Genomic DNA, 20978 nt, shown 5'->3' with positions numbered 1-20978 from the left:
CCAACAACAACACGTGGGCCGACCAGGCCCCAAGAGAGTCTTACATGACGGCCACTGACCTCACGCTCACCGCGCCTGTCGACGGGATCGTTGTCCCGCTCGACCAGGTTCCCGATCCGGTCTTTTCAGGCGAAACGCTCGGCCCGGGTATCGCTCTAGACCCGCTGGGCAACACGTTACACGCCCCTTGCAGCGGCGTGATCGTGCAGTGCGCTCGCACGCGCCACGCCGTTACCCTGCGCGACGACCACGGCCTCGAGTGGCTGCTGCACCTTGGCATCGACACCGTGGCCCTCGACGGTGAGGGTATCGAACTGCTCGTTCGCGAAGGTCAAGCGGTTTCAGAGGGCGACCCTCTATGCACCTACGACATCGACGCGCTGGCGTGTCGCGCCCGGGCCTTGATCACCCCGCTGGTACTGACTAATGCCGAGCGTGCAACGGTTCACGTCCTGGCACCCCCTCATCAGCGGGTCAAGGCCGGTCAGCCGCTACTGACAGTGCGCCTTGGCCAACACGCAGGCACAGCCGCCGCCCCAGCACTTGATGACACCCCGCGCGCCCACCGCCGTCTGCACATACGCCTGCCTCAGGGTATTCATGCACGACCCGCAGCGCGTCTGCGGGCCCTGGCCCAGCAGCACGAGGTCACATTGACGCTGACCAACGACCAGGGCCAGTCGGCCGACGCCAAAAGCCTGACCGGGCTGCTTGGCCTGAGCCTTGGTAACAATCAATACGTCGATGTCACGGCCAAGGGCGCCACGCCCGAAGCCGCGCTGGACGCGGTCGAGGCGCTGCTTGCAAGCACGCACGAGGCGCACGCCCCCGACGCTGGTCGGGCACAAGACACCTCTTTAAAAACAAACTCCGACGTTAAAACAGGCCCCGACGACCAAGAGGCGCCCGAGCACGCACTGGTAGGCCAGATTGCGAGTGAAGGCATCGTTTTGGCGCCATTGGCCCGCATCGAACAGGCGCTGCCGGAGGTTGAGCCACAAGGCGTCTCGCCAAAAACGGAGACCGTAGCCCTTCGTGAGGCGCTGACGGCGCTTGAACACGACATTACCCTAGAACGTGATCAGGCCCGTCAAAGCCAGCGCCGGGCCGACGCCGACGTGTTCGAGGCTCATCTGGCACTGGTCAATGATCCGGCACTGTTCGAGGCGGCCGTAAAGGCCATCGAGGACGGGGCCAGCGCCGCCCATGGCTGGCGGCGCGCCATCGACCAGGAGCTCGAGACGCTCGCCCGCAGCGACAACGCCCTGCTTCGAGAGCGAAACGACGATCTTCGAGACGTTCAGCGCCGCCTCATGGCGCGGTTCAGCCACGACAACGAGGGCAGTGCGACCTTTCCGGAGGGCGCAATCGTCGTGGCGGACACCATGACGCCCTCGTACTTCGTTGAGCGCGCCTCGCGCATGGGGGGCCTTGCGCTTGCAAAGGGCGGCACGACATCTCATCTGGCGATTCTGGCCAGGGCGCGCGGCTTACCGTGTCTGGTCGGGCTCGGTGCATCCGTACTTGATGTTACCGCTGAACGCGCACTTCTGGACACCCAGCACGGATACCTGTTGGCCTCACCGACGCAGGATCAACAGGCTGACGCACTTGATCGCCAATCGGCGCTGAACGAACGCCGAATGAAGGCCGAGGCAAACGCTCATCAGCGGGCCATCACCCTGGGCGGCACCGAGATCGGCATCTACGCCAACATCGGCACCGCCGAGGAGGCGTACGCCGCCGCCGAGAGCGGCGCCGATGGCATTGGCCTGTTTCGCAGCGAATTCCTGTTTCTGGACCGGGATCGCGCACCAAGCGCCGCCGACCAACAGGACGCCTACGCCCGTGCGCTGGCCGCACTTCCAGGCAAACCGGTCATCATTCGCCTGCTCGATATCGGCGCCGACAAGCAGGTGCCCTACGTTCAGGCCCCGTTTGCGCCTAACCCGGCGCTGGGCATCCGCGGCGTACGCCTCTGGCAGCACCAGCCCGAGCTTCTGGAAACTCAGCTCGATGCGCTGCTGCGCGCAGGCCAGGACGCAGGGCCAGATTCGAACCTGCACATCATGGTGCCGATGGTGACCGAAGCCCGGGAGCTTGCCTGGGTCCGAAAGCGTATGGAGGCTCGCGCTTCAGCGCTCGGTATCGAGAGACTGCCGAAGCTTGGCGCGATGATCGAAGTTCCAAGTGCTGCGTTGAATGCCGGCACGTTGGCCGCACACGCCGATTTCCTGTCGATCGGCACCAATGACCTCACTCAATACACTCTGGCCATGGACCGCGAGGCCGATGCGCTCGCCTCTTTTGCTGACGCGCTGCACCCGGCCGTCTTGCGCCTGATCAAGGAAACCATCGATCAGGCCGGTGCCACGTGTCCGGTCGGCGTGTGTGGCGGCGCCGCCGCGGAAACACTCGCCGCCTGCGTGTATGCGGCCATGGGGGTGGCCGAGCTTTCGGTCGAGCCCACCCGCATTGCCACCCTCAAACAGGCGCTCAGGCGGCTCGATGAGCAGACTCTGATCGCCATGATCCCAGACCTGCTGCGCCAGCCGGATGCGGCACATGTCCGCGCGCGCCTGGCCGATTTCTCGCTTACTGCCACGGAGACACCGTCATGAGAACGCCCCTTGGTCAAACAATGCTCGGCGGGTTGCAGCTGCTCGGCCGCTCCCTGATGCTGCCGATCGCGGTGCTCCCGGTCGCGGGTCTGCTGCTGCGACTGGGGCAGCCAGACCTGCTCGACGTTGCCTTCATTGCCGATGCCGGTAACGCCATCTTCGCGCAATTGGCACTGATCTTTGCCATCGGGGTCGCGGTCGGTATCGCCGATGACAACAACGGCGCTGCCGGACTTGCCGGCACCATCGGCTATCTGGTGTTGACTGCCGTGCTGAAGGCGCTCGACCCGGAGATCAACATGGGCGTGCTGGCAGGCATCGTGATGGGGGTCGTCGCGGGCGTTCTCTACAATCGGTATCGCGCCATCGATCTACCGGATTATCTGGCGTTCTTCGGCGGCCGGCGGTTCATTCCGATCGCAACCGGTCTGAGCGCGGTCGTGCTCGGGGTGGCCTTTGGCTATCTCTGGCCGCCCATTCAGCACGGCATCGACCTGCTCGGGCAGTGGCTGATCGATGCCGGCGAGCTGGGCCTGTTCGTCTATGGCGTGTTGAATCGCATTTTGATCGTGACCGGCCTTCACCACGTGCTGAACAGCTTCGTCTGGTTCGTGTTCGGCCACTACGGTGACGCCACGGGCGATTTGAACCGCTTCTTTGCAGGCGACCCGAGCGCGGGCAGTTTCATGGCCGGCTTCTTCCCCGTCATGATGTTTGGCCTTCCGGGTGCGGCGCTTGCGATGTACCACTGTGCACGCAGAGACCGGCGCGCCCAGGTCGGCGGCCTCTTGCTGTCTCTGGCGCTGACTGCCTTTTTGACCGGCGTTACCGAACCCCTCGAGTTCACCTTCATGTTCCTGGCCCCGGTGCTTTATGGCATTCATGCCCTGCTGACCGGCGCGTCGATGGCGCTCATGAGCGCACTGGGGGTCAAGCTCGGCTTCACGTTCTCGGCAGGCGCCTTCGACTACGGGCTGTCATACGGGCTCTCTACCAATGGCTGGATGCTGCTGCCAGTGGGCGTGGTGTTCTTCGCGCTTTACTACGGCATCTTCCGCTGGGCCATCGCTCGTTTCGACATCGCCACGCCCGGCCGCGAGAAGGACACCGTCACCGTGACGGCAGAGGAACTTGGTGAGCGCGGCCCGGCCTTTGTTACCGCACTGGGTGGGGCACACAACATCAACGGCGTCGGTGCCTGCACGACCCGGTTGCGTCTGATTCTGGCGTCCACCGACTCAATCGACGAATCCGCCCTGCGCTCACTCGGCGCCCGCGCCGTTCTCAAACTGAGCGGCGGTGGGCTTCAGGTGATTGTCGGGCCGATCGCCGACCAGGTTGCCGATGACATTCGACAGGCAATGCGCGCTCAGGGCACCGCCCCGAGCGAGACGGTCGCCACGGCCGAAGACACGTCAACCGAGCCCGCTCAGGCGCTTGATTCGACCCGACTGCGTGAGTGGCTGGAGGCCCTCGGCGGCCGCGACAACCTGCACGCTGCCGCGCCAGTGGCGCACACACGCGTGCGGCTCACGCTCGCCGATGCGGACAGGCTCGACCTCGATGCACTGCATGCGCTGGGCGTTCAGGGTCACCTCACCGTGGCGCAAGGCGTCGTTCATCTTATCGTGGGCGATGAGGCAACCGCGCTCGGCCAGGCGCTCGATGCCGCCCGCACGGCCTAGTTACGCAGCAAGAACCCCGCGCTGAGCATGGGCGCGCCGGATGCACTCGGCGCGCTCTTGATCTCTCGCTCAGCTCGAAAGCGTGCCGATATTTACTTCTCTCGCCCTTATTTATTCCTCTCGCCCTTATTTACTCCTCTCGCCCTTTCAAGCGCCGGTTACGCCGATAGCGGCGCGCCAGGGCTACGCCAAGCGCCGCGAAAAGCATCAACGCAAGCACCATGGCCTGCGCCGGGCGGACCTGCCCGGGCGGCAGCCAGGTTTCGAACGCAATTATCATGATGAAACCAAGCGCCTGGGATGAAATCGCCACCGCTCTCAATCGATCGAACACGCCTTTCTCTCCCTCGTCATCGTGGTGCGTCTGTACCGTCTGGGCCGGCGCCATGCTAGCAGCAATTCACCCGCCCGGGGCGATGGTCAGACTGGCCCTTAAGCCATCCCCACCTTTCAGGTAAGATACCGCGCCGCCGGCACGAACTTGGATACTTGAGGCCTTTTTTAAAGCATGAGCGATTTCATTCCCGGCCAGCGCTACATCAGCGATGGCGAAGCCGAACTTGGTCTGGGCACCATCCTGAACGTCGACTTCCGAAGCGTTACGGTGCTTTTCGGCGCCAGTGATGAAACACGCACGTATTCGTCGAAGGACGCCCCGCTGACCCGCGTGGCCTTCGGCAGCGGCGATCGAGTCGAGGCCACCGATGGCTGGATCTTGATCGTCGAGGACACCAAGGATCAAAACGGCCTGATCACTTACATCGGTGAAGACGAGCACGGTGAGCTTCGAGAGCTGCCTGAGCCGAAGATCAGCGACAAGATGCAGTTTCACCAGGCCCGCGACCGGCTGCTGACAGGACAGATCGATCGCAACGACTGGTTCAACCTGCGCTACCGCAGCCTTCAGTGCCTGAACCGGCTTCAGCGCCATCCTGCGTTCGGCCTGTCCGGGCCGCGCGTCGATCTCGTACCGCATCAGCTGTTCATCGCCGATGACGTTTCCCGCCGACGACTGCCACGCGTGCTGCTTTCCGACGAAGTGGGCCTTGGCAAGACCATCGAGGCCGGCCTGATCCTTCATCGCCTGCTAACGATCGGCCGTGCGTCGCGTGCGCTTATCGTGGTGCCGGAAAGTCTGACGCATCAGTGGCTGGTGGAGCTTCTGCGACGGTTTTCAATCGAGGTCACTCTGCTCGATGAGCAGCAAAGCGGCGCCATGGAGCGCACTCAGAACCCGTTCGAGAGCCGCCAGCTGATTCTTGCAAGCCAGCAATGGCTGTTCGCCAATCCGCACCGTCAGGAGCAGGCCGCGCAGAGCAGCTGGGATCTTCTGATCGTTGATGAGGCGCATCACCTCGAGTGGAGCAGCGACACCGGCGGTGATACCGGGTATGAGTGCGTCGAGCAGCTCGCCGCGGCAAGCCAGGGCATTCTGCTTCTGACCGCAACCCCTGAGCAAATGGGCCCTGAGAGCCACTTTGCCCGCCTGCGCCTGCTCGACCCGAACCGCTATACCGACCTTGAACGCTTCCAGGCCGAAGAAGCCAACTTTCAAGGGGTGGCCGGCGCCGTCGAGGCACTCGATCACTACCCCGCCGAGCCTGACAACCGCAAGGTGCTCGATGAGTTGCTGGATGACGCCGACAGCCAGGGTCTGCTCGAGCGGTTGGCCGAGGCCGAGGAGGACGACGCTATTGCATGTCGTCAATCGCTTCGCCGGCATTTGCTCGACCGTCATGGCACCGGCCGCGTCATGTTCCGCAACAGCCGCCGCCATGTGGCGGGCTTTCCAGAGCGTCGACTGCACGTCAGCGAGCTCGAGGCACCGAGCAACTATCAGCGCATTCTCAAGAAGCTGGACCGCGATGAGGAGTATCTGGATACGCTCTTGATCGAGACCGGCATCGATCACCCTGAAGTGCTTTTGTACCTTGAGGAAACGCTGAGTGCGCTCGACCGCGAGCGCATGAGTGGCGACGGCACCCCCTGGTGGAAAACCGACACCCGCGTCGAGTGGCTGACGCAGTGGCTCAAGGAGCACCCGGGTGAGAAGGCGCTGTTGATCTGTCACTTCGCCGAAACCGCACGCGAGCTCTCGGCCGGCCTTCAGGTGCTGACCGGACTGCATGTGCCGGTGTTCCACGAGGGCATGACGCTGATCGAGCGTGACCGCGCCGCAGCCGCCTTCGCCGAACAGGATGCGACAGAAGGCAGTCCGCTACTGATCTGCTCCGAAATCGGCTCAGAAGGGCGCAACTTCCAGTTCTGCCATCACTTGATCATGTTCGATCTGCCGCCGCACCCCGATCAGCTCGAGCAGCGCATCGGTCGACTCGACCGTATCGGCCAGCGCTATCCGATCGACATTCATCTGCCGGTCTTCAAGGAAAGCCCGATGGCGCGCCTGCTTCGCTGGTACAACGAAGGCTCCGACGCCTTCAGTTTTCCGCACGGGATAGGCAGCACGCTGTTCGATGAATTCGGGGACCGGCTGGCCGACAGCCTGCTCGATGATGAGGCGCTTGAAGAGCTGATCGCCGAGACCCGGCCGCGCTTCGAGGCGATCCAGGCCGAGCGGCTGGCCGGGCGTAATCGCCTGCTCGAACTGGGTTCTCAGAACCCGGCGCACGCCGAGCACGTGATCGATAATATCCGCGACCTCGATGACGACCCTACGCTACCCAAGTTCCTGGATCAGGCCTTCGACATTTTCGGCATCGATACCCGAGAGCTTGGCGAAAACCTGACGTATTTGCACCCCGGGCCGCACATGATGGATGGCCTGCCGGGGCTGATCAAAGGCGAGGAAGGCTTCACCGCGACCCAATCACGGGAGCTGGCGCTGAGTCGGGATGACATTCAACGGCTTTCCTGGGAGCACCCATTGGTGCAGGAAATGCTGTCGCATCTGACCATGGGGGCGATGGGCAATACGGCGCTCGGGCTTTTGCAGCACCCAAGCATTCCCGGCGACCGCGTGATGCTCGAGGCCATTTACTGCACCTCGACGCCTGCGCCAAAAAACATTCATGTGGGCCAGTACCTGCCACCGACCACGGTGCGTGTACTGATCGATCAATCAGGCAAGGATCTGTCCGCCAGCGTCTCCTTCGGCGGACTCGCGAAAAATCTTCAGCACGTCAAGAAAGGCATCGCACGCAACCTGATCAAGGACCGTCATACTCTGGTGCGCGACCTGATGGATCAGGCCGAACAGCACGCGGACGCCTCGCTCAAGAGCGTCGTGAACGACGCCCACGCCGAGATGAGCGACACGCTTGACGCGGAAATCGATCGGCTGACGGCGCTTTCACAGCGGTTCGGCAGCGTGCCCGAGGCGGAAGTCGACCTCATGCGTCAGGAAAAGGCGCAGCTTAGTGACGCCATTCGTACCTCGCGCCTGCGGCTTGATGCCGTGCGCGTGATCCTGACCGTGGATGTTCCGGCCTGATCATCGCCCGTTGACGATGGCCAAGAACGCGCCATCAAGCTCTGGGTAGCGAAACTCAAAGCCCGCCGCCTCAAGGCGTGCGGGCTTCATTCGTGCGCCCGTTAACAGAAGCCGAGACATTTCTCCCATGGCGGCTTTCAGGGCAAACCCGGGTATGCGCCAGGGCGCCGGCCGGTGCAAGGCATGGGCCAGAGACTTGGTAAAAACGCGATTGGTAACCGGGTTCGGAGCGCCAGCATTGAACGGCCCCTCGAGGGTGTCATGCACCAACAGGAACTCGATGATTCGGATTAGATCGGTGCGATGAATCCAGGGCATGTACTGCGTCCCCGACCCAAGCGTCGCCCCTAGGCCAAGCTTATACACGGGAAGCATCGGCTTTAACGTGCCACCATCGCGCTCGAGCACCAGCCCAATACGTATGATCGCCGTCCGCACGCCAAGCGCTTCGATACGGCGTGCAGCATCTTCCCATTTCTGACACAGCTCATGCGCGAACTCAGGGTTTGGAGGTGTTTCTTCCGTTACCTCCCGCTCACCCTGGGCGCCGTAATAGCCCATGGCCGAACCGGACACCAGCACCTTGGGCGGCGTGCTCATCGCCTGACAAAGCCGCTCCAGTGCCCTTGTTGTTTCAACCCGGCTATCGATGAGGGTTTTCTTGCGCGAGTCGGTCCAGGGGCGACCTGCAATCGATGCGCCCGCCAGATTGATGATGGCATCGATCGGCTCATCCTTGAACGCCATGGGGTCATCCTGGGCCTTGACCGGCATGCCAAGTTGTTCAGATGCCTTTTCCGGTGAGCGGCTTACCACCAATAGACGGTGCCCCTTGGCATCAAGCGCCTTGCATAGAGGGACACCGACAAACCCGGTGGCCCCTGTTATCAAAATATTCACTGTCTGCCACTCCCTCGATGTACTGGTAGGTTTTTTTCAACGATGTACTGGTAGGCTTTTTTCAACATAGTGCCTGCTAGCCTATACACGCTAGAAGAAACCTGTACCAGACTGATACATTATGACCTCACATCGATTCAGGGAAGGCTATGGCGTCGCCAAAGATTGCAGTCATTGGGGCAGGCATTTCAGGCTTGAGCGCTGCTCAAACGATAAGCCGTGCGGACTTGTCGGTCAGCGTGTTCGAAAAGGCACGCGGCCCCGGTGGCCGCATGTCGTCGCGCCGCGAGCGCGAATGCACCATTGACCTCGGTGTGCCCTGCTTCTCGGCGCGAAGCACAGAGTTCAAGCGCACTGTGGAGCGCTGGCTGTCGGCGGGCATCATTTCTCACTGGCCCCTGTCGCCCAAGCGTCTTAAAAATCGCCAGATCCACAACTACGACATGCAGCATCTGCGCTTTGCAGGCAATCCCCGCATGAGTGCGATTACGCGCTACATGTCTCAGGGATTGAACGTTACGACTCAGGCACACGTGAGCGCCATCGAGTACGCAAACGATCAGGTTTATCTAGAGCTTGAAAATGGCCAGCGTGCCGGCCCATTCGATCATGTCATTCTGGCGCTTCCTCCCAAACAGGCATTCGCGCTTCTGCCCGAGAGCGAGCAGGACTTAAAAGCCCTGTGCAGTAGAACGGCCTTTCACCCCTGCTGGAACGTCCATGCGGTATTGAATGAATTTCCGGAGCTTGATTGGGACGCGCTCTACATCGAAAGCGGCCCGATCGGCTTTGCCGAATACCAGTCGGCCAAACCGGGGCGCGAAAACTCACCGGCCATTCGCCTGATTGCCCGCCCGGAATGGAGTCGGACCCATCTTGAAAAAACGCCCGATGTCATTGCGGCCACGCTTTGGCACACCTTCCTGAATCGCTACCCTGACCCCCTGCCAGGCGCCATACGTCTGAAAGCGCATCGTTGGCGCTATGCCGAACCTTTGGTCGAACGTCGATCACCCGAACATCATCCACCGTCGTCGAGGCATTTAAGTGTGTGTGGTGATTGGTGTCTCGGTAATAACGTTGAAGCCGCCTGGCTCTCCGGACGCACCTGCGCGCGCAACGTATTGGCCCGCCTTCTTTCCAACTAAGCCTTTAATCGAGACCTTTTTTCATGAAAACCGCATATGTCCTCATGGCCCATGGCTCCCCCGATACCCAATGGCAGCAGCCGTTCCAGGAACTGGAAGCGCATTTAAAGCAGCGCGCCGAGGCTCGCGTCGAAATGGCTTACATGGAGCTTTGTGACCCGCTTTTGGAAGACACTATTGCCAACCTCGACAAGGAAGGCTTTGAACGTATCGATATTCTTCCCCTGTTCTTTGCTGTAGGTCGCCATCTCCGCAAGGACGTTCCTGCTCAAATTGAGGCCATGAGTGAACGCCATCCAGGTTTATCGATTCAGCTCATGCCGCCGGTTGGGCAGCACCCCGCGTTCACTGATGCACTCATTCGCATCATTGAAGAAGGTATCAGTGGGCAAAACGTGGATTAATCTTGTACAATAGCGATCACGTGTACAAAATTTTACTCAAGATACAGCATTTATTTCGCGATGCGGCGCTGAATGTCCGACGCTGGAATGGTGTCGAGAGCCCGGACCCAAGTGTCTTTTAGAACTCTCGCTACGTTTCCAATGCTGCACCGGCAGTCATTCTGGCCCGTGCCGCATCACGAAAAGGAGGCATCACCGACATGAGCGATCAAAGCGTCACGGAAACAGGCGGCCCACTTTATCCGATCCGCGAAGTTTCCCGATTGACCGGCGTCAACTCGGTCACGCTTCGCGCCTGGGAACGGCGATATGGTCTGATTCAGCCACGTCGCACACCCAAGGGCCATCGCTTGTACGGTCGAACTGATATCGAGCGCGTCGAGCGCATCGTTCAGTGGTTGAACCGCGGTGTGCCTGTAAGCCAAGTCAGTGATCTTCTCGATAAAGAGCTTCCTGAAGACACAGCCGCTTCAGAAGCCTCGCCCGAGGCCAAGCATGCAGAGGGCCCAGCCTCACTTGAGCAAAGCGGTGAATGGTCCGAGATTGCCAATGACATGCGCGCACTGATCGAGCGATTCGACGAGCAGGGGCTGGATCAGTACTACACCACGCTATTGGGTCGCTATCCGATCACTACCGTGCTCAATAACGTTTTGCGTCCCGTGGTCGATCAACTCGAGAACGCCGACTCTGAACACTCAGCGTCACGCTTGTTTCTTGAAAGCTTTCTGCGAACGCGGCTGTCACTTCGTCTTTATTACACCAACCTTGAGATCAGTACGCCGCGCCTACTTTTAGCGCCCTACCCCGAGCGTGGCGACAACCTGAGTCTTCTCATGCTTGCCAGCGCACTGTCAGCCGGCGGCTTTCACATTACGTTGATCGATCATCACGTTGATGCAGACGCCTTCCTGTCGCTGTTGCAGCGCTGCCGTACCGATATTGCCGTATTTGCTGGCGCCGCTCATGACGGCACGGCCTCCAAAGACGTCGCGGACGCGGACGCTGGCATCGAACGAATCATGAAAAATACGCACGTCCCTGTCTGCGTATATGGCTCGATGGCCTCCACCGATTCCAAAAATCTCAAGGCACATGGTGTACAACCCCTTGAAATCGATCTCACACGCAGCGTTCGGTTGATTCGCCATTTGATCGACTGACCCGAGTATTCCCCCTGACACGATGAACACGGAGGTTGTCCATGTCGGGAAACCAACTGGTCTGGTTTCGAACGGATCTTCGAATCCACGACCATGCCGCTCTTTCGCGGGCGGCTGCTCGCGGCCCCTGCATCGCAGTATGTACGCTAACACCGTCACAATGGCGCGAGCACGGACACGGCGATAACAAGCTTTCATTCTGGTACCGAGGCATTGAGGCCTTGGGTGCTGATCTGAAATCACTTCGAATCCCACTGAAACTGATTTACGCCGACACTTACGATGATTGTCCAAAGGCGCTGCTCGAGTTGGCCCAATCGCTTGAGTGCACCGACCTTCACTTCAGCAATCAATACGGCGTCAACGAACGCACACGCGATGAAGCTGTTAGCACGCTCTTTCAGGACAACGACCTCAACGTCCACCGCGATGACGCCAATCTAGTAATGGCGCCGGGGTCGCTGACCACGAACGATGATGCGTACTACAAGGTCTTCACGCCCTTTTACAAGGCGTGGCTTAAGGCCGTTGGCGATGATGAGCTCTCGCTTTATGACACGCCCAGCCGGCAGGCGCCGATCAAAGGCGTGGAAAGCGACACCCTTGAAATGCCAAAGCTCGAGTCAGCCATTGATGAAAGTCAGTGGCCTGCCGGCACTGAAGAAGCAGAAAATCGCCTCGAGTATTTCTTGAGACACCGCGTCCGCCATTACGATGACAAACGCGATTTTCCCTACGCGTCATCCACCAGCACTCTGTCGGCTTACCTGGCTCTTGGCATGATCTCGCCAAGGCAGTGCATTGCCGCTGCCATGGGCCGCAATGATAATCGGCTCGGCGATGGCGACGCCTCGATTGTCAGCTGGATAAGCGAACTGGTCTGGCGCGAGTTCTATCAACACGTACTGGTCGGCTTTCCCAGAGTCAGCATGCATCAGCCATTCCAGGAACAAACCAAAAAGCTCAAATGGCGCCAGAGCACCAAGGACTTCGACGCCTGGTGCGCCGGAGAAACCGGGTATCCGCTGGTCGATGCGGCCATGAAGCAGCTGGTCAAGACCGGCTGGATGCATAATCGCTTGCGCATGGTGACCGCCATGTTCCTAACCAAACATCTTCTGATCGATTGGCGCTGGGGAGAACGCTTCTTTCTTGAACACCTGGTCGACGGTGAACTCGGCGCCAATAACGGGGGGTGGCAGTGGTCAGCCTCAACCGGCACCGATGCAAGCCCGTATTTTCGTATCTTCAATCCGACTACTCAGTCTGAACGATTCGACCCGGAGGGCCATTTCATCGTGCAGTACCTCCCCTGCCTTGAACCGCTGGCCAAGAAGCACCGACACGCCCCGCGTAAGGAACAGCGCAAGGAGTGCGGCTACCCTGAGCCCATGGTCGATCACAAGGCCGCACGGGAAAGAGCGCTGGACGCCTTCAAGGCGCTTTGATGCCCTACGACGTATTAACATCGAAACACGGCATGATTGTGTGCAATAATGCATTCGGTTGTGTATAGCCGACAGGCAGCCGAGGCTGCCTGTCTTCGTTAATGCAGATTAGGACGCGCTCCAGAGAGAGAGCATAATCCTTACTATTCTCGGAACGAGTCAGTGACCAAGCAACACTCTTTTACGCGTGATGAGCTGCTTCAATGTAGCCAAGGCGAGCTTTTCGGCCCAGGTAATGCCCAGCTCCCGGCCCCCAATATGCTGATGCTCGATCGCATCTCGCATATCCATGAAGAAGGTGGCCAGTACGGCAAGGGCGAGCTCATTGCCGAGCTGGATATTCGTCCCGACCTCTGGTTCTTCGAATGCCATTTTCCCGGCGACCCGGTCATGCCCGGTTGCCTGGGACTTGATGCCATGTGGCAACTTGTCGGCTTTCATCTAGGCTGGCTGGGACACCCAGGTCGTGGCCGAGCCCTCGGTTGTGGCGAGGTCAAGTTTTCGGGCCAGATTCTTCCCGATGCCAAGAAAGTGACGTATCACATCAACATCAAACGAGTGATTACTCGCCGTTTGATTCTTGGCATTGCGGACGGCACGGTCAGTGTCGACGATCGGCCGATCTATCAGGCCAACGACCTCCGCGTCGGCCTGTTCACATCTACGTCGAACTTTTAATCGGGAGGCTCCCATGCGACGAGTGGTAGTCACCGGCCTGGGCATCGTTTCCTGCTTGGGCAACGACCAGCACCAAGTCCTTGATGCCCTGAAAAATGGCCGCTCGGGTATACGCTATCGCGAAGAATACGCTGAACGCGGAATGCGAAGCCATGTTGCCGGCGCTGTCGATATCGATCTCGACGCGCTTGTTGATCGCAAGCGTCGCCGCTTCATGGGCGATGCAGCCGCGTACGCGTACGTTGCGATGCAACAAGCCATCGAAGACGCCGAACTTTCTCACGATCAGGTCTCCAACGAACGAACGGGTCTGATCGCGGGCTCTGGCGGCGCGTCCTCGGCCAATCAGGTCGAAGCCGCTGACATCCTGCGCGAGAAAGGGCTTCGCCGCGTTGGCCCCTATCGTGTTACTCGCACGATGGGCAGTACCGTATCTGCGTGTCTGGCGACGCCGTTCGAGATCAAGGGACTCAATTACTCGATCTCCTCGGCCTGCTCCACCTCGGCACACTGCATCGGCAGCGCCATGGAACAGATCCAGCTTGGCAAGCAGGACATCGTGTTTGCCGGCGGCGGCGAAGAAGAGCACTGGACCCTGTCCTGTCTCTTCGACGCGATGGGCGCTCTGTCCACCGGCTATAACGATACGCCGGACAAGGCCTCTCGCCCTTACGACACCTCGCGTGATGGATTTGTCATTGCAGGCGGTGGCGCCATGCTCGTGCTCGAAGAGCTCGAACACGCCAAGGCGCGCGGTGCCAAGATCTATGCGGAGCTGACCGGTTACGGTGCAAACTCCGACGGGCACGACATGGTTGCTCCCTCCGGTGAAGGGGCAGTGCGCTGCATGAAGCAGGCGATCTCCACCTTGAGTGATCCAAAGATCGACTACATCAACACGCACGGCACCTCAACTCCGGTTGGCGACATGGCGGAGTTGAAGGCGCTTCGCAGCCTGTTCGGCGATAACGTTCCGGCAATCTCATCGACCAAGTCTCTGGCTGGCCACTCACTCGGCGCTACGGGCGCTCAGGAAGCCATCTACTCGCTGCTCATGATGAAAAACGATTTCATCTGCGCCTCGGCCAACGTCGATGAAAAGGATCCGGATGCGGACGGTTTCGATATCGTGACCACTCGACGGGACAACGTTCGCCTAAACCGAGTACTGTCGAACAGCTTCGGTTTCGGCGGCACCAATGCCTGCCTGATCTTCGAGCGGTATCAAGCCGACTGAACCTGTCGCATGAGCCCCACTAAAAAAGCCGGTGTCCATCACCGGCTTTTTTTTACGTCAAACACTGCGCCAACGACTACTTGGGCGGCGCATAGTCACGCGATATACGCATCAGCTGCTCATCCGACCAGCGTTCGACCTCTTGGATAACCTCTTTGGCACTGCGGCCATTAGCGTGAATCGGCGCACCGATAACAACGGTAATGGTGCCCGGACGCTTGATGAAGGTCTTCCCGGGCCAGCAGTCACCAGCATTATGAGCGATAGGCACGACCGGCACCCCCGCATTTGAGGCAATTAAAGCACCACTTTTATTGAATCGCCGACGCCTTCCAGGTTCAACCCGCGTTCCTTCGGGAAAGATCAGAATCGACAATCCGCTTTTCAAGCGCTCTCCTCCTTCCGAAATAACCGCACGCAACGCCGCTGAAGGATTCGATCGATCTAGAGGGATCGGGTTGAGCAGTCTAAGTGCCCAACCAAAAATGGGCAGACTGAGCAACTCTTTCTTGAGCACCGTACACACCGGCGATGTAATCAGCTGCAGATATAAGGTTTCCCACTCACTTTGATGATTGGACAGCATGACAAAGGTCCCCTTGGGCAGAGGAGCCTGGTATTCAACCTTATAACGCACGCCGCATGTCCACTTTAACCACAACACCGCAAAGCGGTTGTAGCTATTAAGCAGCGCGAACCGACGACGCAGCGGTAAAAACGCAGCGATCGGACCAAACAACACGCCAAAGAAAACGATGCCGGCAAAGTAGCCGATATAAAACAGAACACTTCGAAGCGCGCTCATACGTTGACCTCACCCGCCTGTGCCTGCTCACACCAGTGCTTTAATAACCGTTCAAGCTCGACGCGCCAAGGGCGCTGGTGCACCCCATAGGTTTCGAGCAAACGCTGACAGTTCAACACCCGACGCATCGGCTGATCGTGATGGTGACTGAGTGCGCGAACGTCACCCAGCGGTCGCTCCAGCCCCTGACCGCTCAGAAGCGTATCCAGCTGCGTGCGCACCATCGATGAAAATGCGAACGGCGTAACCGGCTCGATACCGGCCAGATGGTACGCCCCCCAATGCGTTGCTCCATAATTGATTTGAAGCAGGATACCGGTCAGCGCCATGGAGAGTGCCTCAACCGACGTCGGACCGACCACGACATCCTGAGGAGCGCTGATCGTTTTCTGAGCCAGCAATGTGTCGATGATGTTCGGCAACCATGCGTCTTCGCCCTCGATGCCAAAGAGCGGGCCGACACGCAAGATGATGTGCTTGGCCTTGCGCGCACGAATCATCGATCCGGTTTTCACAAGCCGACGGAGCCCTGAATCGATCGGCTCGGGAATCAGGCACTCCTTGATCGGCTCGTCACCGCCGGCTTCAAACATCTGATCGCTGACACACCACACCAATGGCAGATCATGACGCGCGCAATGAGCGAACACATGCTCGACCATTGCAGCATGATCGAACACTCGTGCGGGCTCTGCGCTTGCGGGATGCGCTAGCGGCGGTACGACAATTGCATCGATGCCCGGCTGAGACCACCCCAGATCATCAGGCGTTGCAGGGTCGTAGGTTTCAATGGACATATCGGCTCGGCGCGCACCGTCTCGTACAAGCGCGCGACTCAAGCAATGTGCCGCCCCAAGAACTAGAACTTTCACACTCACCCTTTTTTCAGAACCATCGAAGATCGAACACGTCTGCAGAAAAGACACCTCACTATACATTGGCAGTCGTGGGTTGTCCCTAGAACGCCCGGCGCGCGCCCTTTGATGCGATGACCGTCACTTGATACAAGAGAATGACTCTAAAAAAAGCCCGCGTGTCAGCGGGCTCTTTAACCGGGGATTCATGACGCGCTAAAGGACGCGTCTATCAGAACGGGATTTCATCATCGAAATCGTCAAAACCACCCGGCTGGGGCGCATTGGCGTTCTGATTCTGCTGCTGAGGCGGAGCCTGGCGGGTTGAGTTGCCGGACTGACCGTAGTTGCCGCCCTGCTGCCCACCTTGCGAGCCCTGGCCATAGTTTTGCTGCTGGCCTTGGTTGTAATTGCTCTGCTGGCCCTGATTGTAGCTGCCCTGCTGAGGCTGATCACCACCGCCACGGCCATCGAGCATCTGCATGTCATTGGCAACGATCTCGGTGCTGTAGCGATCCTGACCGTTTTGATCCTGCCATTTGCGCGTCTGTAGCCGGCCTTCGATATAAACCTTGGAGCCTTTCTTGACGTATTGCTGAGCCACTTCCGCCAGCTTGTTGAACAGCACAACCCGGTGCCATTCGGTGCGATCCTGACGCTGACCGGTTTGACGGTCCGTCCAGCTGTCAGACGTTGCCAGATTCAAGTTGGCAACCGCTGTGCCTGAGGGCGTAAAACGAACTTCAGGGTCTTGCCCGAGATTTCCGATCAGAATTACCTTGTTAATACCACGAGCCATGAAGATCTCCCTTCGTTAGCGACGCATCACACGTGCCGAACTCATTGCTGGATAGTGTCTAAAACCCTGTAGTGTAACACAGCAACGGCCTCTGACCGACGCTTGCGAATCAATTGTGTGAATGCTTTGCGACTCGACGAGCCCGCCTCCTATACTGGCACTTTTATACTGGCCGAGTAGGGTTATATGGATCAGATCTTTGTGCGCGGCGCGCGCACGCATAACTTGAAAAACATCGACGTAGACCTGCCTCGAGACAAACTGATCGTCATTACCGGCCTGTCCGGTTCCGGCAAATCGTCGCTGGCCTTCGACACGCTCTACGCCGAAGGCCAACGCCGTTACGTTGAATCGCTCTCGACCTATGCCCGCCAGTTCCTGTCCATGATGGAAAAACCCGACGTCGACCATATCGAAGGTCTGTCACCGGCCATTTCCATCGAGCAGAAATCGACCTCGCACAACCCACGCTCGACCGTCGGCACCATCACCGAAATCTATGACTACCTGCGCCTTCTGTATGCCCGCGCCGGCACCCCCCGCTGCCCCGATCACGGCACTGACCTTGAGGCTCAGACCATATCCCAGATGGTCGACCAGATCCTGACGCTACCGGAAGGTACCAAGGCCATGCTGATGGCGCCGGTCATCAGTGGGCGTAAGGGTGAACATCAGCAGTTGATCACCGAGCTTCGTGCACAAGGGTTCGTTCGCGCGATGGTCGATGGCCAGATTGTCGAATTCGATGATTTTCCGACGCTTGAGAAAACCAAGAAGCATGACATAAGCGTCGTCGTTGACCGCTTCAAGATTCGAAATGATCTCCAGCAGCGGCTTGCGGAGTCGCTTGAAACCGCCCTCGGGCTTTCAGAAGGCAGCGCGCTTCTGCATTTCATGGACGGCGAGCACGACGATATGGTGTTTTCGTCCAAGTTCGCCTGCCCAATGTGTGGCTACTCCATCGCCGAGCTCGAGCCCCGCATGTTTTCGTTCAACAATCCGGCAGGTGCCTGCCCAAGCTGTGAAGGGCTTGGCAGCTACCAGTTCTTTGATCCGGATAAGTTGATCCGCCAGCCCGAACTCTCTCTGGCCGAAGGCGTGATCAAAGGCTGGGACCGACGCAGCATCTATTATTTTTCGCAGCTCGAAGCGGTGGCCAAGCACTACGGATTCGAACTTGAGACGCCGTGGCAGGCGCTTGATGCACGTATACAGAAAATCGTGCTGCACGGCAGCGGCAAGGAAGCGGTTTCCTTCAGCTACGTCAACGACCGTGGCCGCAAGGTCGAACGCCAGCATCCGTTCGAGGGCATTTTGCCCAATATGGAACGCCGGTACCGAGAGACCGATTCCAACATGGTCCGCGATGACCTGGCCAAACTGCTGTCGGTACAACCCTGCCCCAGCTGCGATGGCAGCCGATTGAGAAAGGAATCGCGCAACGTATTCGTGGCGGAGCGCGCACTGCCTGATGTGGTCCGCGACCCGATCGGCGAAAGCCATACGTTTTTTGAGAACCTCGAACTGCCGGGCCGCAAGGGCGAGATTGCGCTCAAGATTCTCAACGAAATCACCAGTCGATTGCAGTTTCTGGTCAACGTCGGCCTAGAATATCTGACGCTCGAGCGCAGTGCCGACACCCTCTCAGGCGGCGAAGCTCAGCGTATCCGACTGGCCAGTCAAATCGGTGCTGGCCTCGTTGGCGTCATGTATATCCTGGACGAGCCGTCGATCGGCCTGCATCAGCGCGACAATGACCGCCTGCTCGGGACGCTCAAGCGCCTTAGAGATCTCGGCAATACGGTGATTGTGGTCGAACACGATGAAGACGCCATACGCGCTGCGGATCACGTCCTTGATATCGGCCCCGGCGCCGGCGTACATGGCGGCCAAGTCGTCTCCCAGGGCACTCCTGAGCATATTGCAGCCGATACGGCGTCACTGACGGGGCAATACCTGTCAGGCACTCGTCAAATCGAGATTCCGAAAACCCGAAAACCGGCTCACCCGGAACAGCAACTCGTGCTTGAAGGCGCCCGGGGCAATAATCTGCAAAACGTCACACTTACTCTGCCGCTGGGCATGTTCGTATGCATCACGGGCGTCTCGGGCTCGGGCAAGTCAACGCTGATCAATGGCACCTTGATGCCTATCGCGGCCCGTGAGCTTAATAAGGCAACCAGCCTTAAACCTGCCCCCTACCTCAAGATTCATGGCCTGGATCAGCTCGACAAGGTCATCGATATCGATCAAAGCCCGATCGGACGAACCCCCCGCTCGAACCCGGCCACCTACACCGGTATTTTCACTCCGATTCGCGAGCTGTTCGCCGGAACGGAAGAGGCTCGATCACGAGGCTACAAACCCGGGCGTTTTTCGTTCAACGTCAAGGGAGGGCGCTGCGAAGCCTGTCAGGGTGAGGGAATGATCAAGGTCGAGATGCATTTCCTGCCGGATATCTATGTGCCCTGCGATGTCTGCAAGGGCAAGCGTTATAACCGCGAGACGCTCGACATCCACTACAAGGGTAAAAATATTCACGAAGTACTCGAGATGACCATTGAAGAGGCACTCGAGTTCTTCAGCCCAGTACCAGCCATTGCGCGGCGGCTTCAGACACTGATGGATGTGGGACTTTCCTATGTCAAGCTGGGTCAAAGTGCGACAACGCTCTCCGGCGGCGAGGCCCAGCGCACCAAACTGGCTCGAGAACTTGCCAAGCGCGATACCGGACGCACCCTATACATTCTCGATGAGCCAACCACAGGACTTCACTTCGAGGACATCCGTCAATTGCTGGCTGTGCTGCATAAGCTACGAGATCAAGGCAATACCGTAGTCGTGATCGAGCATAACCTGGATGTCATTAAAACCGCCGACTGGCTGGTCGACCTCGGCCCAGAGGGCGGCTCTGGCGGCGGGCAAATTATCGCCGAGGGAACGCCAGAAGAGGTGTGCAGGGAAACGGCGTCTCACACCGGGCATTTCCTGAAGCCCTTGCTCGAACGCGGGTACTGATCAGCTAACGCTCCAGCTCGGCCAATTAACCGAAGGCAATGTGTCGAGCTGGGGGCGGGCAAAGAAATACCCCTGCTGAAGGGTGATCCCATGGTCAAAAAGCCACTGGGCGTCACCCATCGTCTCTACGCCTTCAGCCACTATTTGCGTTGCCTCGCCATCAAGCATCACCAGCATGGCATTGGCAATTTTCTGCTTGCGACGATCACTGCCGATACCATCGACAAGGGCACGATCCAACTTTAAATAGTCTGGCGTTACGTGTACCAGAGTTTCTAGATTCGAGCTGCCCGAACCGAAATCATCCAGGGCCACTTTCAACCCGAGGGATCTATAGGTATTCACTATATCAGCAAGATGATCAAACCTTGGAATCAGCTCGGTTTCGGTGATTTCAAAAATGATGCTCTCAAGCGGCCAGTGAAGCTTCTTGGCAATGGCAATGGTCGAGCGCAGACATGTTTCGGGATCATAAACAGCATTCGGCATGAAGTTGATAGACACCGGATGATGACTTTCAAGTGCAGAAATTTGTTTTAGCGACTGGGTGCGACAGGCCTGATCGAATCGATAGACATCATCGCTTTGAACACGAGAGAGAATACTGTGCGCGCCTTCGCCATTAACGCCTCGAACCAGCGCTTCATAGGCATGGATATCTCTTTTGGAGAGATCGACGATGGGCTGAAATGCCATTCTGATGTCGAACCCAAGAGGCCGATGGCACAGACACGACTGCTCGGAGGCACAAGAAGACATAGAGAGTA

The 20978-nt window shown here is 58.9% G+C and carries 16 protein-coding genes; 10 read left to right on the top strand and 6 right to left on the bottom strand.

Annotation, left to right across the window (positions count from 1 at the left end; all coding sequences use genetic code 11):
• The first annotated feature begins 44 nt into the window (after positions 1–44).
• Both ptsP and nagE read left to right on the top strand, forming a co-directional pair.
• Positions 45–2621: a phosphoenolpyruvate--protein phosphotransferase gene (ptsP, locus tag NAT23_RS12890; protein WP_251928935.1), complete on the top strand. Its 2577-nt coding sequence runs from the start codon at positions 45–47 to the stop codon at positions 2619–2621.
• Entirely contained in the window at positions 2618–4306 is a 1689-nt protein-coding gene (gene nagE / locus NAT23_RS12885; protein ID WP_251928934.1) for an N-acetylglucosamine-specific PTS transporter subunit IIBC, read from the top strand. The genes ptsP and nagE overlap by 4 nt, the downstream gene beginning before the upstream one ends.
• Positions 4307–4436: 130 nt before the next feature.
• Here nagE and NAT23_RS12880 read toward each other — a convergent pair whose 3' ends face one another.
• Complete coding sequence (locus NAT23_RS12880; protein ID WP_251928931.1) at positions 4437–4694, bottom strand: hypothetical protein; 258 nt, start codon at positions 4692–4694, stop codon at positions 4437–4439.
• A 120-nt stretch (positions 4695–4814) separates the two neighbouring features.
• Between NAT23_RS12880 and rapA the strand changes: the two genes are divergently transcribed.
• The gene (gene rapA, locus NAT23_RS12875) at positions 4815–7757 is read left to right on the top strand and encodes an RNA polymerase-associated protein RapA (protein WP_251928928.1); all 2943 of its coding nucleotides are present in this window, start codon (positions 4815–4817) and stop codon (positions 7755–7757) included.
• On the opposite strand, the gene NAT23_RS12870 is transcribed toward rapA, so the two are convergent.
• Positions 7758–8657, bottom strand: a complete 900-nt coding sequence (locus NAT23_RS12870) for a TIGR01777 family oxidoreductase (RefSeq protein WP_251928926.1) — start codon at positions 8655–8657, stop codon at positions 7758–7760.
• Between the two features lie 149 nt (positions 8658–8806).
• Between NAT23_RS12870 and NAT23_RS12865 the strand changes: the two genes are divergently transcribed.
• From NAT23_RS12865 to fabB, 6 genes are all read left to right on the top strand, one after another.
• Positions 8807–9805, top strand: coding sequence for an NAD(P)/FAD-dependent oxidoreductase (locus NAT23_RS12865; RefSeq protein WP_251928924.1), 999 nt, complete (start codon positions 8807–8809; stop codon positions 9803–9805).
• A gap of 23 nt (positions 9806–9828) precedes the next feature.
• Positions 9829–10209, top strand: a complete 381-nt coding sequence (locus NAT23_RS12860) for a sirohydrochlorin chelatase (protein WP_251928922.1) — start codon at positions 9829–9831, stop codon at positions 10207–10209.
• Between the two features lie 200 nt (positions 10210–10409).
• Positions 10410–11372: a MerR family transcriptional regulator gene (locus NAT23_RS12855; protein WP_251928921.1), complete on the top strand. Its 963-nt coding sequence runs from the start codon at positions 10410–10412 to the stop codon at positions 11370–11372.
• A 41-nt stretch (positions 11373–11413) separates the two neighbouring features.
• On the top strand, positions 11414–12820 hold the full coding sequence (gene phrB, locus NAT23_RS12850; RefSeq protein ID WP_251928919.1) for a deoxyribodipyrimidine photo-lyase: 1407 nt from the start codon (positions 11414–11416) through the stop codon (positions 12818–12820).
• A gap of 162 nt (positions 12821–12982) precedes the next feature.
• Positions 12983–13498 (top strand): 3-hydroxyacyl-[acyl-carrier-protein] dehydratase FabA, encoded by a 516-nt coding sequence (gene fabA, locus NAT23_RS12845; RefSeq protein WP_251928917.1) that lies wholly within the window; start codon positions 12983–12985, stop codon positions 13496–13498.
• Positions 13499–13511: 13 nt separating this feature from the next.
• Complete coding sequence (gene fabB, locus NAT23_RS12840) at positions 13512–14735, top strand: beta-ketoacyl-ACP synthase I (RefSeq protein WP_251595380.1); 1224 nt, start codon at positions 13512–13514, stop codon at positions 14733–14735.
• Positions 14736–14811: 76 nt separating this feature from the next.
• Here the strand turns inward: fabB and NAT23_RS12835 are convergent, their stop codons facing one another.
• The 3 genes from NAT23_RS12835 to ssb form a co-directional block, all read right to left on the bottom strand.
• On the bottom strand, positions 14812–15540 hold the full coding sequence (locus NAT23_RS12835; protein ID WP_251928915.1) for a lysophospholipid acyltransferase family protein: 729 nt from the start codon (positions 15538–15540) through the stop codon (positions 14812–14814).
• The gene (locus NAT23_RS12830) at positions 15537–16337 is read right to left on the bottom strand and encodes a sugar nucleotide-binding protein (protein WP_251928913.1); all 801 of its coding nucleotides are present in this window, start codon (positions 16335–16337) and stop codon (positions 15537–15539) included. Before NAT23_RS12830 ends, NAT23_RS12835 begins: the two co-directional genes overlap by 4 nt.
• Before the next feature lie 289 nt (positions 16338–16626).
• Entirely contained in the window at positions 16627–17193 is a 567-nt protein-coding gene (gene ssb, locus NAT23_RS12825; RefSeq protein WP_251928911.1) for a single-stranded DNA-binding protein, read from the bottom strand.
• A gap of 186 nt (positions 17194–17379) precedes the next feature.
• On the opposite strand from ssb, the gene uvrA reads away from it, so the two are divergent.
• On the top strand, positions 17380–20211 hold the full coding sequence (gene uvrA / locus NAT23_RS12820; protein ID WP_251928909.1) for an excinuclease ABC subunit UvrA: 2832 nt from the start codon (positions 17380–17382) through the stop codon (positions 20209–20211).
• On the opposite strand, the gene NAT23_RS12815 is transcribed toward uvrA, so the two are convergent.
• Positions 20212–20907: an EAL domain-containing protein gene (locus NAT23_RS12815; RefSeq protein WP_251928907.1), complete on the bottom strand. Its 696-nt coding sequence runs from the start codon at positions 20905–20907 to the stop codon at positions 20212–20214.
• Positions 20908–20978 lie beyond the last annotated feature (71 nt).

Origin of the sequence: Larsenimonas salina (assembly GCF_023736155.1) — a bacterium.
In the GTDB taxonomy this organism is placed as follows: Bacteria; Pseudomonadota; Gammaproteobacteria; order Pseudomonadales; family Halomonadaceae; genus Larsenimonas; species Larsenimonas salina.
Note: the sequence above shows the minus strand (reverse complement) of the source record. Positions and strands in the feature narration are given on the sequence as shown.

Coding starts and splice junctions, on each gene's coding strand:
- NAT23_RS12815 (WP_251928907.1), bottom strand. CDS start 20,907: ATGGCATTTCAGCCCATCGTCGATCTCTCCAAAAGAGATATCCATGCC.
- NAT23_RS12860 (WP_251928922.1), top strand. CDS start 9,829: ATGAAAACCGCATATGTCCTCATGGCCCATGGCTCCCCCGATACCCAA.
- nagE (WP_251928934.1), top strand. CDS start 2,618: ATGAGAACGCCCCTTGGTCAAACAATGCTCGGCGGGTTGCAGCTGCTC.
- uvrA (WP_251928909.1), top strand. CDS start 17,380: ATGGATCAGATCTTTGTGCGCGGCGCGCGCACGCATAACTTGAAAAAC.
- phrB (WP_251928919.1), top strand. CDS start 11,414: ATGTCGGGAAACCAACTGGTCTGGTTTCGAACGGATCTTCGAATCCAC.
- ssb (WP_251928911.1), bottom strand. CDS start 17,193: ATGGCTCGTGGTATTAACAAGGTAATTCTGATCGGAAATCTCGGGCAA.
- NAT23_RS12835 (WP_251928915.1), bottom strand. CDS start 15,540: ATGAGCGCGCTTCGAAGTGTTCTGTTTTATATCGGCTACTTTGCCGGC.
- NAT23_RS12865 (WP_251928924.1), top strand. CDS start 8,807: ATGGCGTCGCCAAAGATTGCAGTCATTGGGGCAGGCATTTCAGGCTTG.
- NAT23_RS12855 (WP_251928921.1), top strand. CDS start 10,410: ATGAGCGATCAAAGCGTCACGGAAACAGGCGGCCCACTTTATCCGATC.
- rapA (WP_251928928.1), top strand. CDS start 4,815: ATGAGCGATTTCATTCCCGGCCAGCGCTACATCAGCGATGGCGAAGCC.
- ptsP (WP_251928935.1), top strand. CDS start 45: ATGACGGCCACTGACCTCACGCTCACCGCGCCTGTCGACGGGATCGTT.
- NAT23_RS12880 (WP_251928931.1), bottom strand. CDS start 4,694: ATGGCGCCGGCCCAGACGGTACAGACGCACCACGATGACGAGGGAGAG.
- NAT23_RS12830 (WP_251928913.1), bottom strand. CDS start 16,337: ATGTCCATTGAAACCTACGACCCTGCAACGCCTGATGATCTGGGGTGG.
- fabB (WP_251595380.1), top strand. CDS start 13,512: ATGCGACGAGTGGTAGTCACCGGCCTGGGCATCGTTTCCTGCTTGGGC.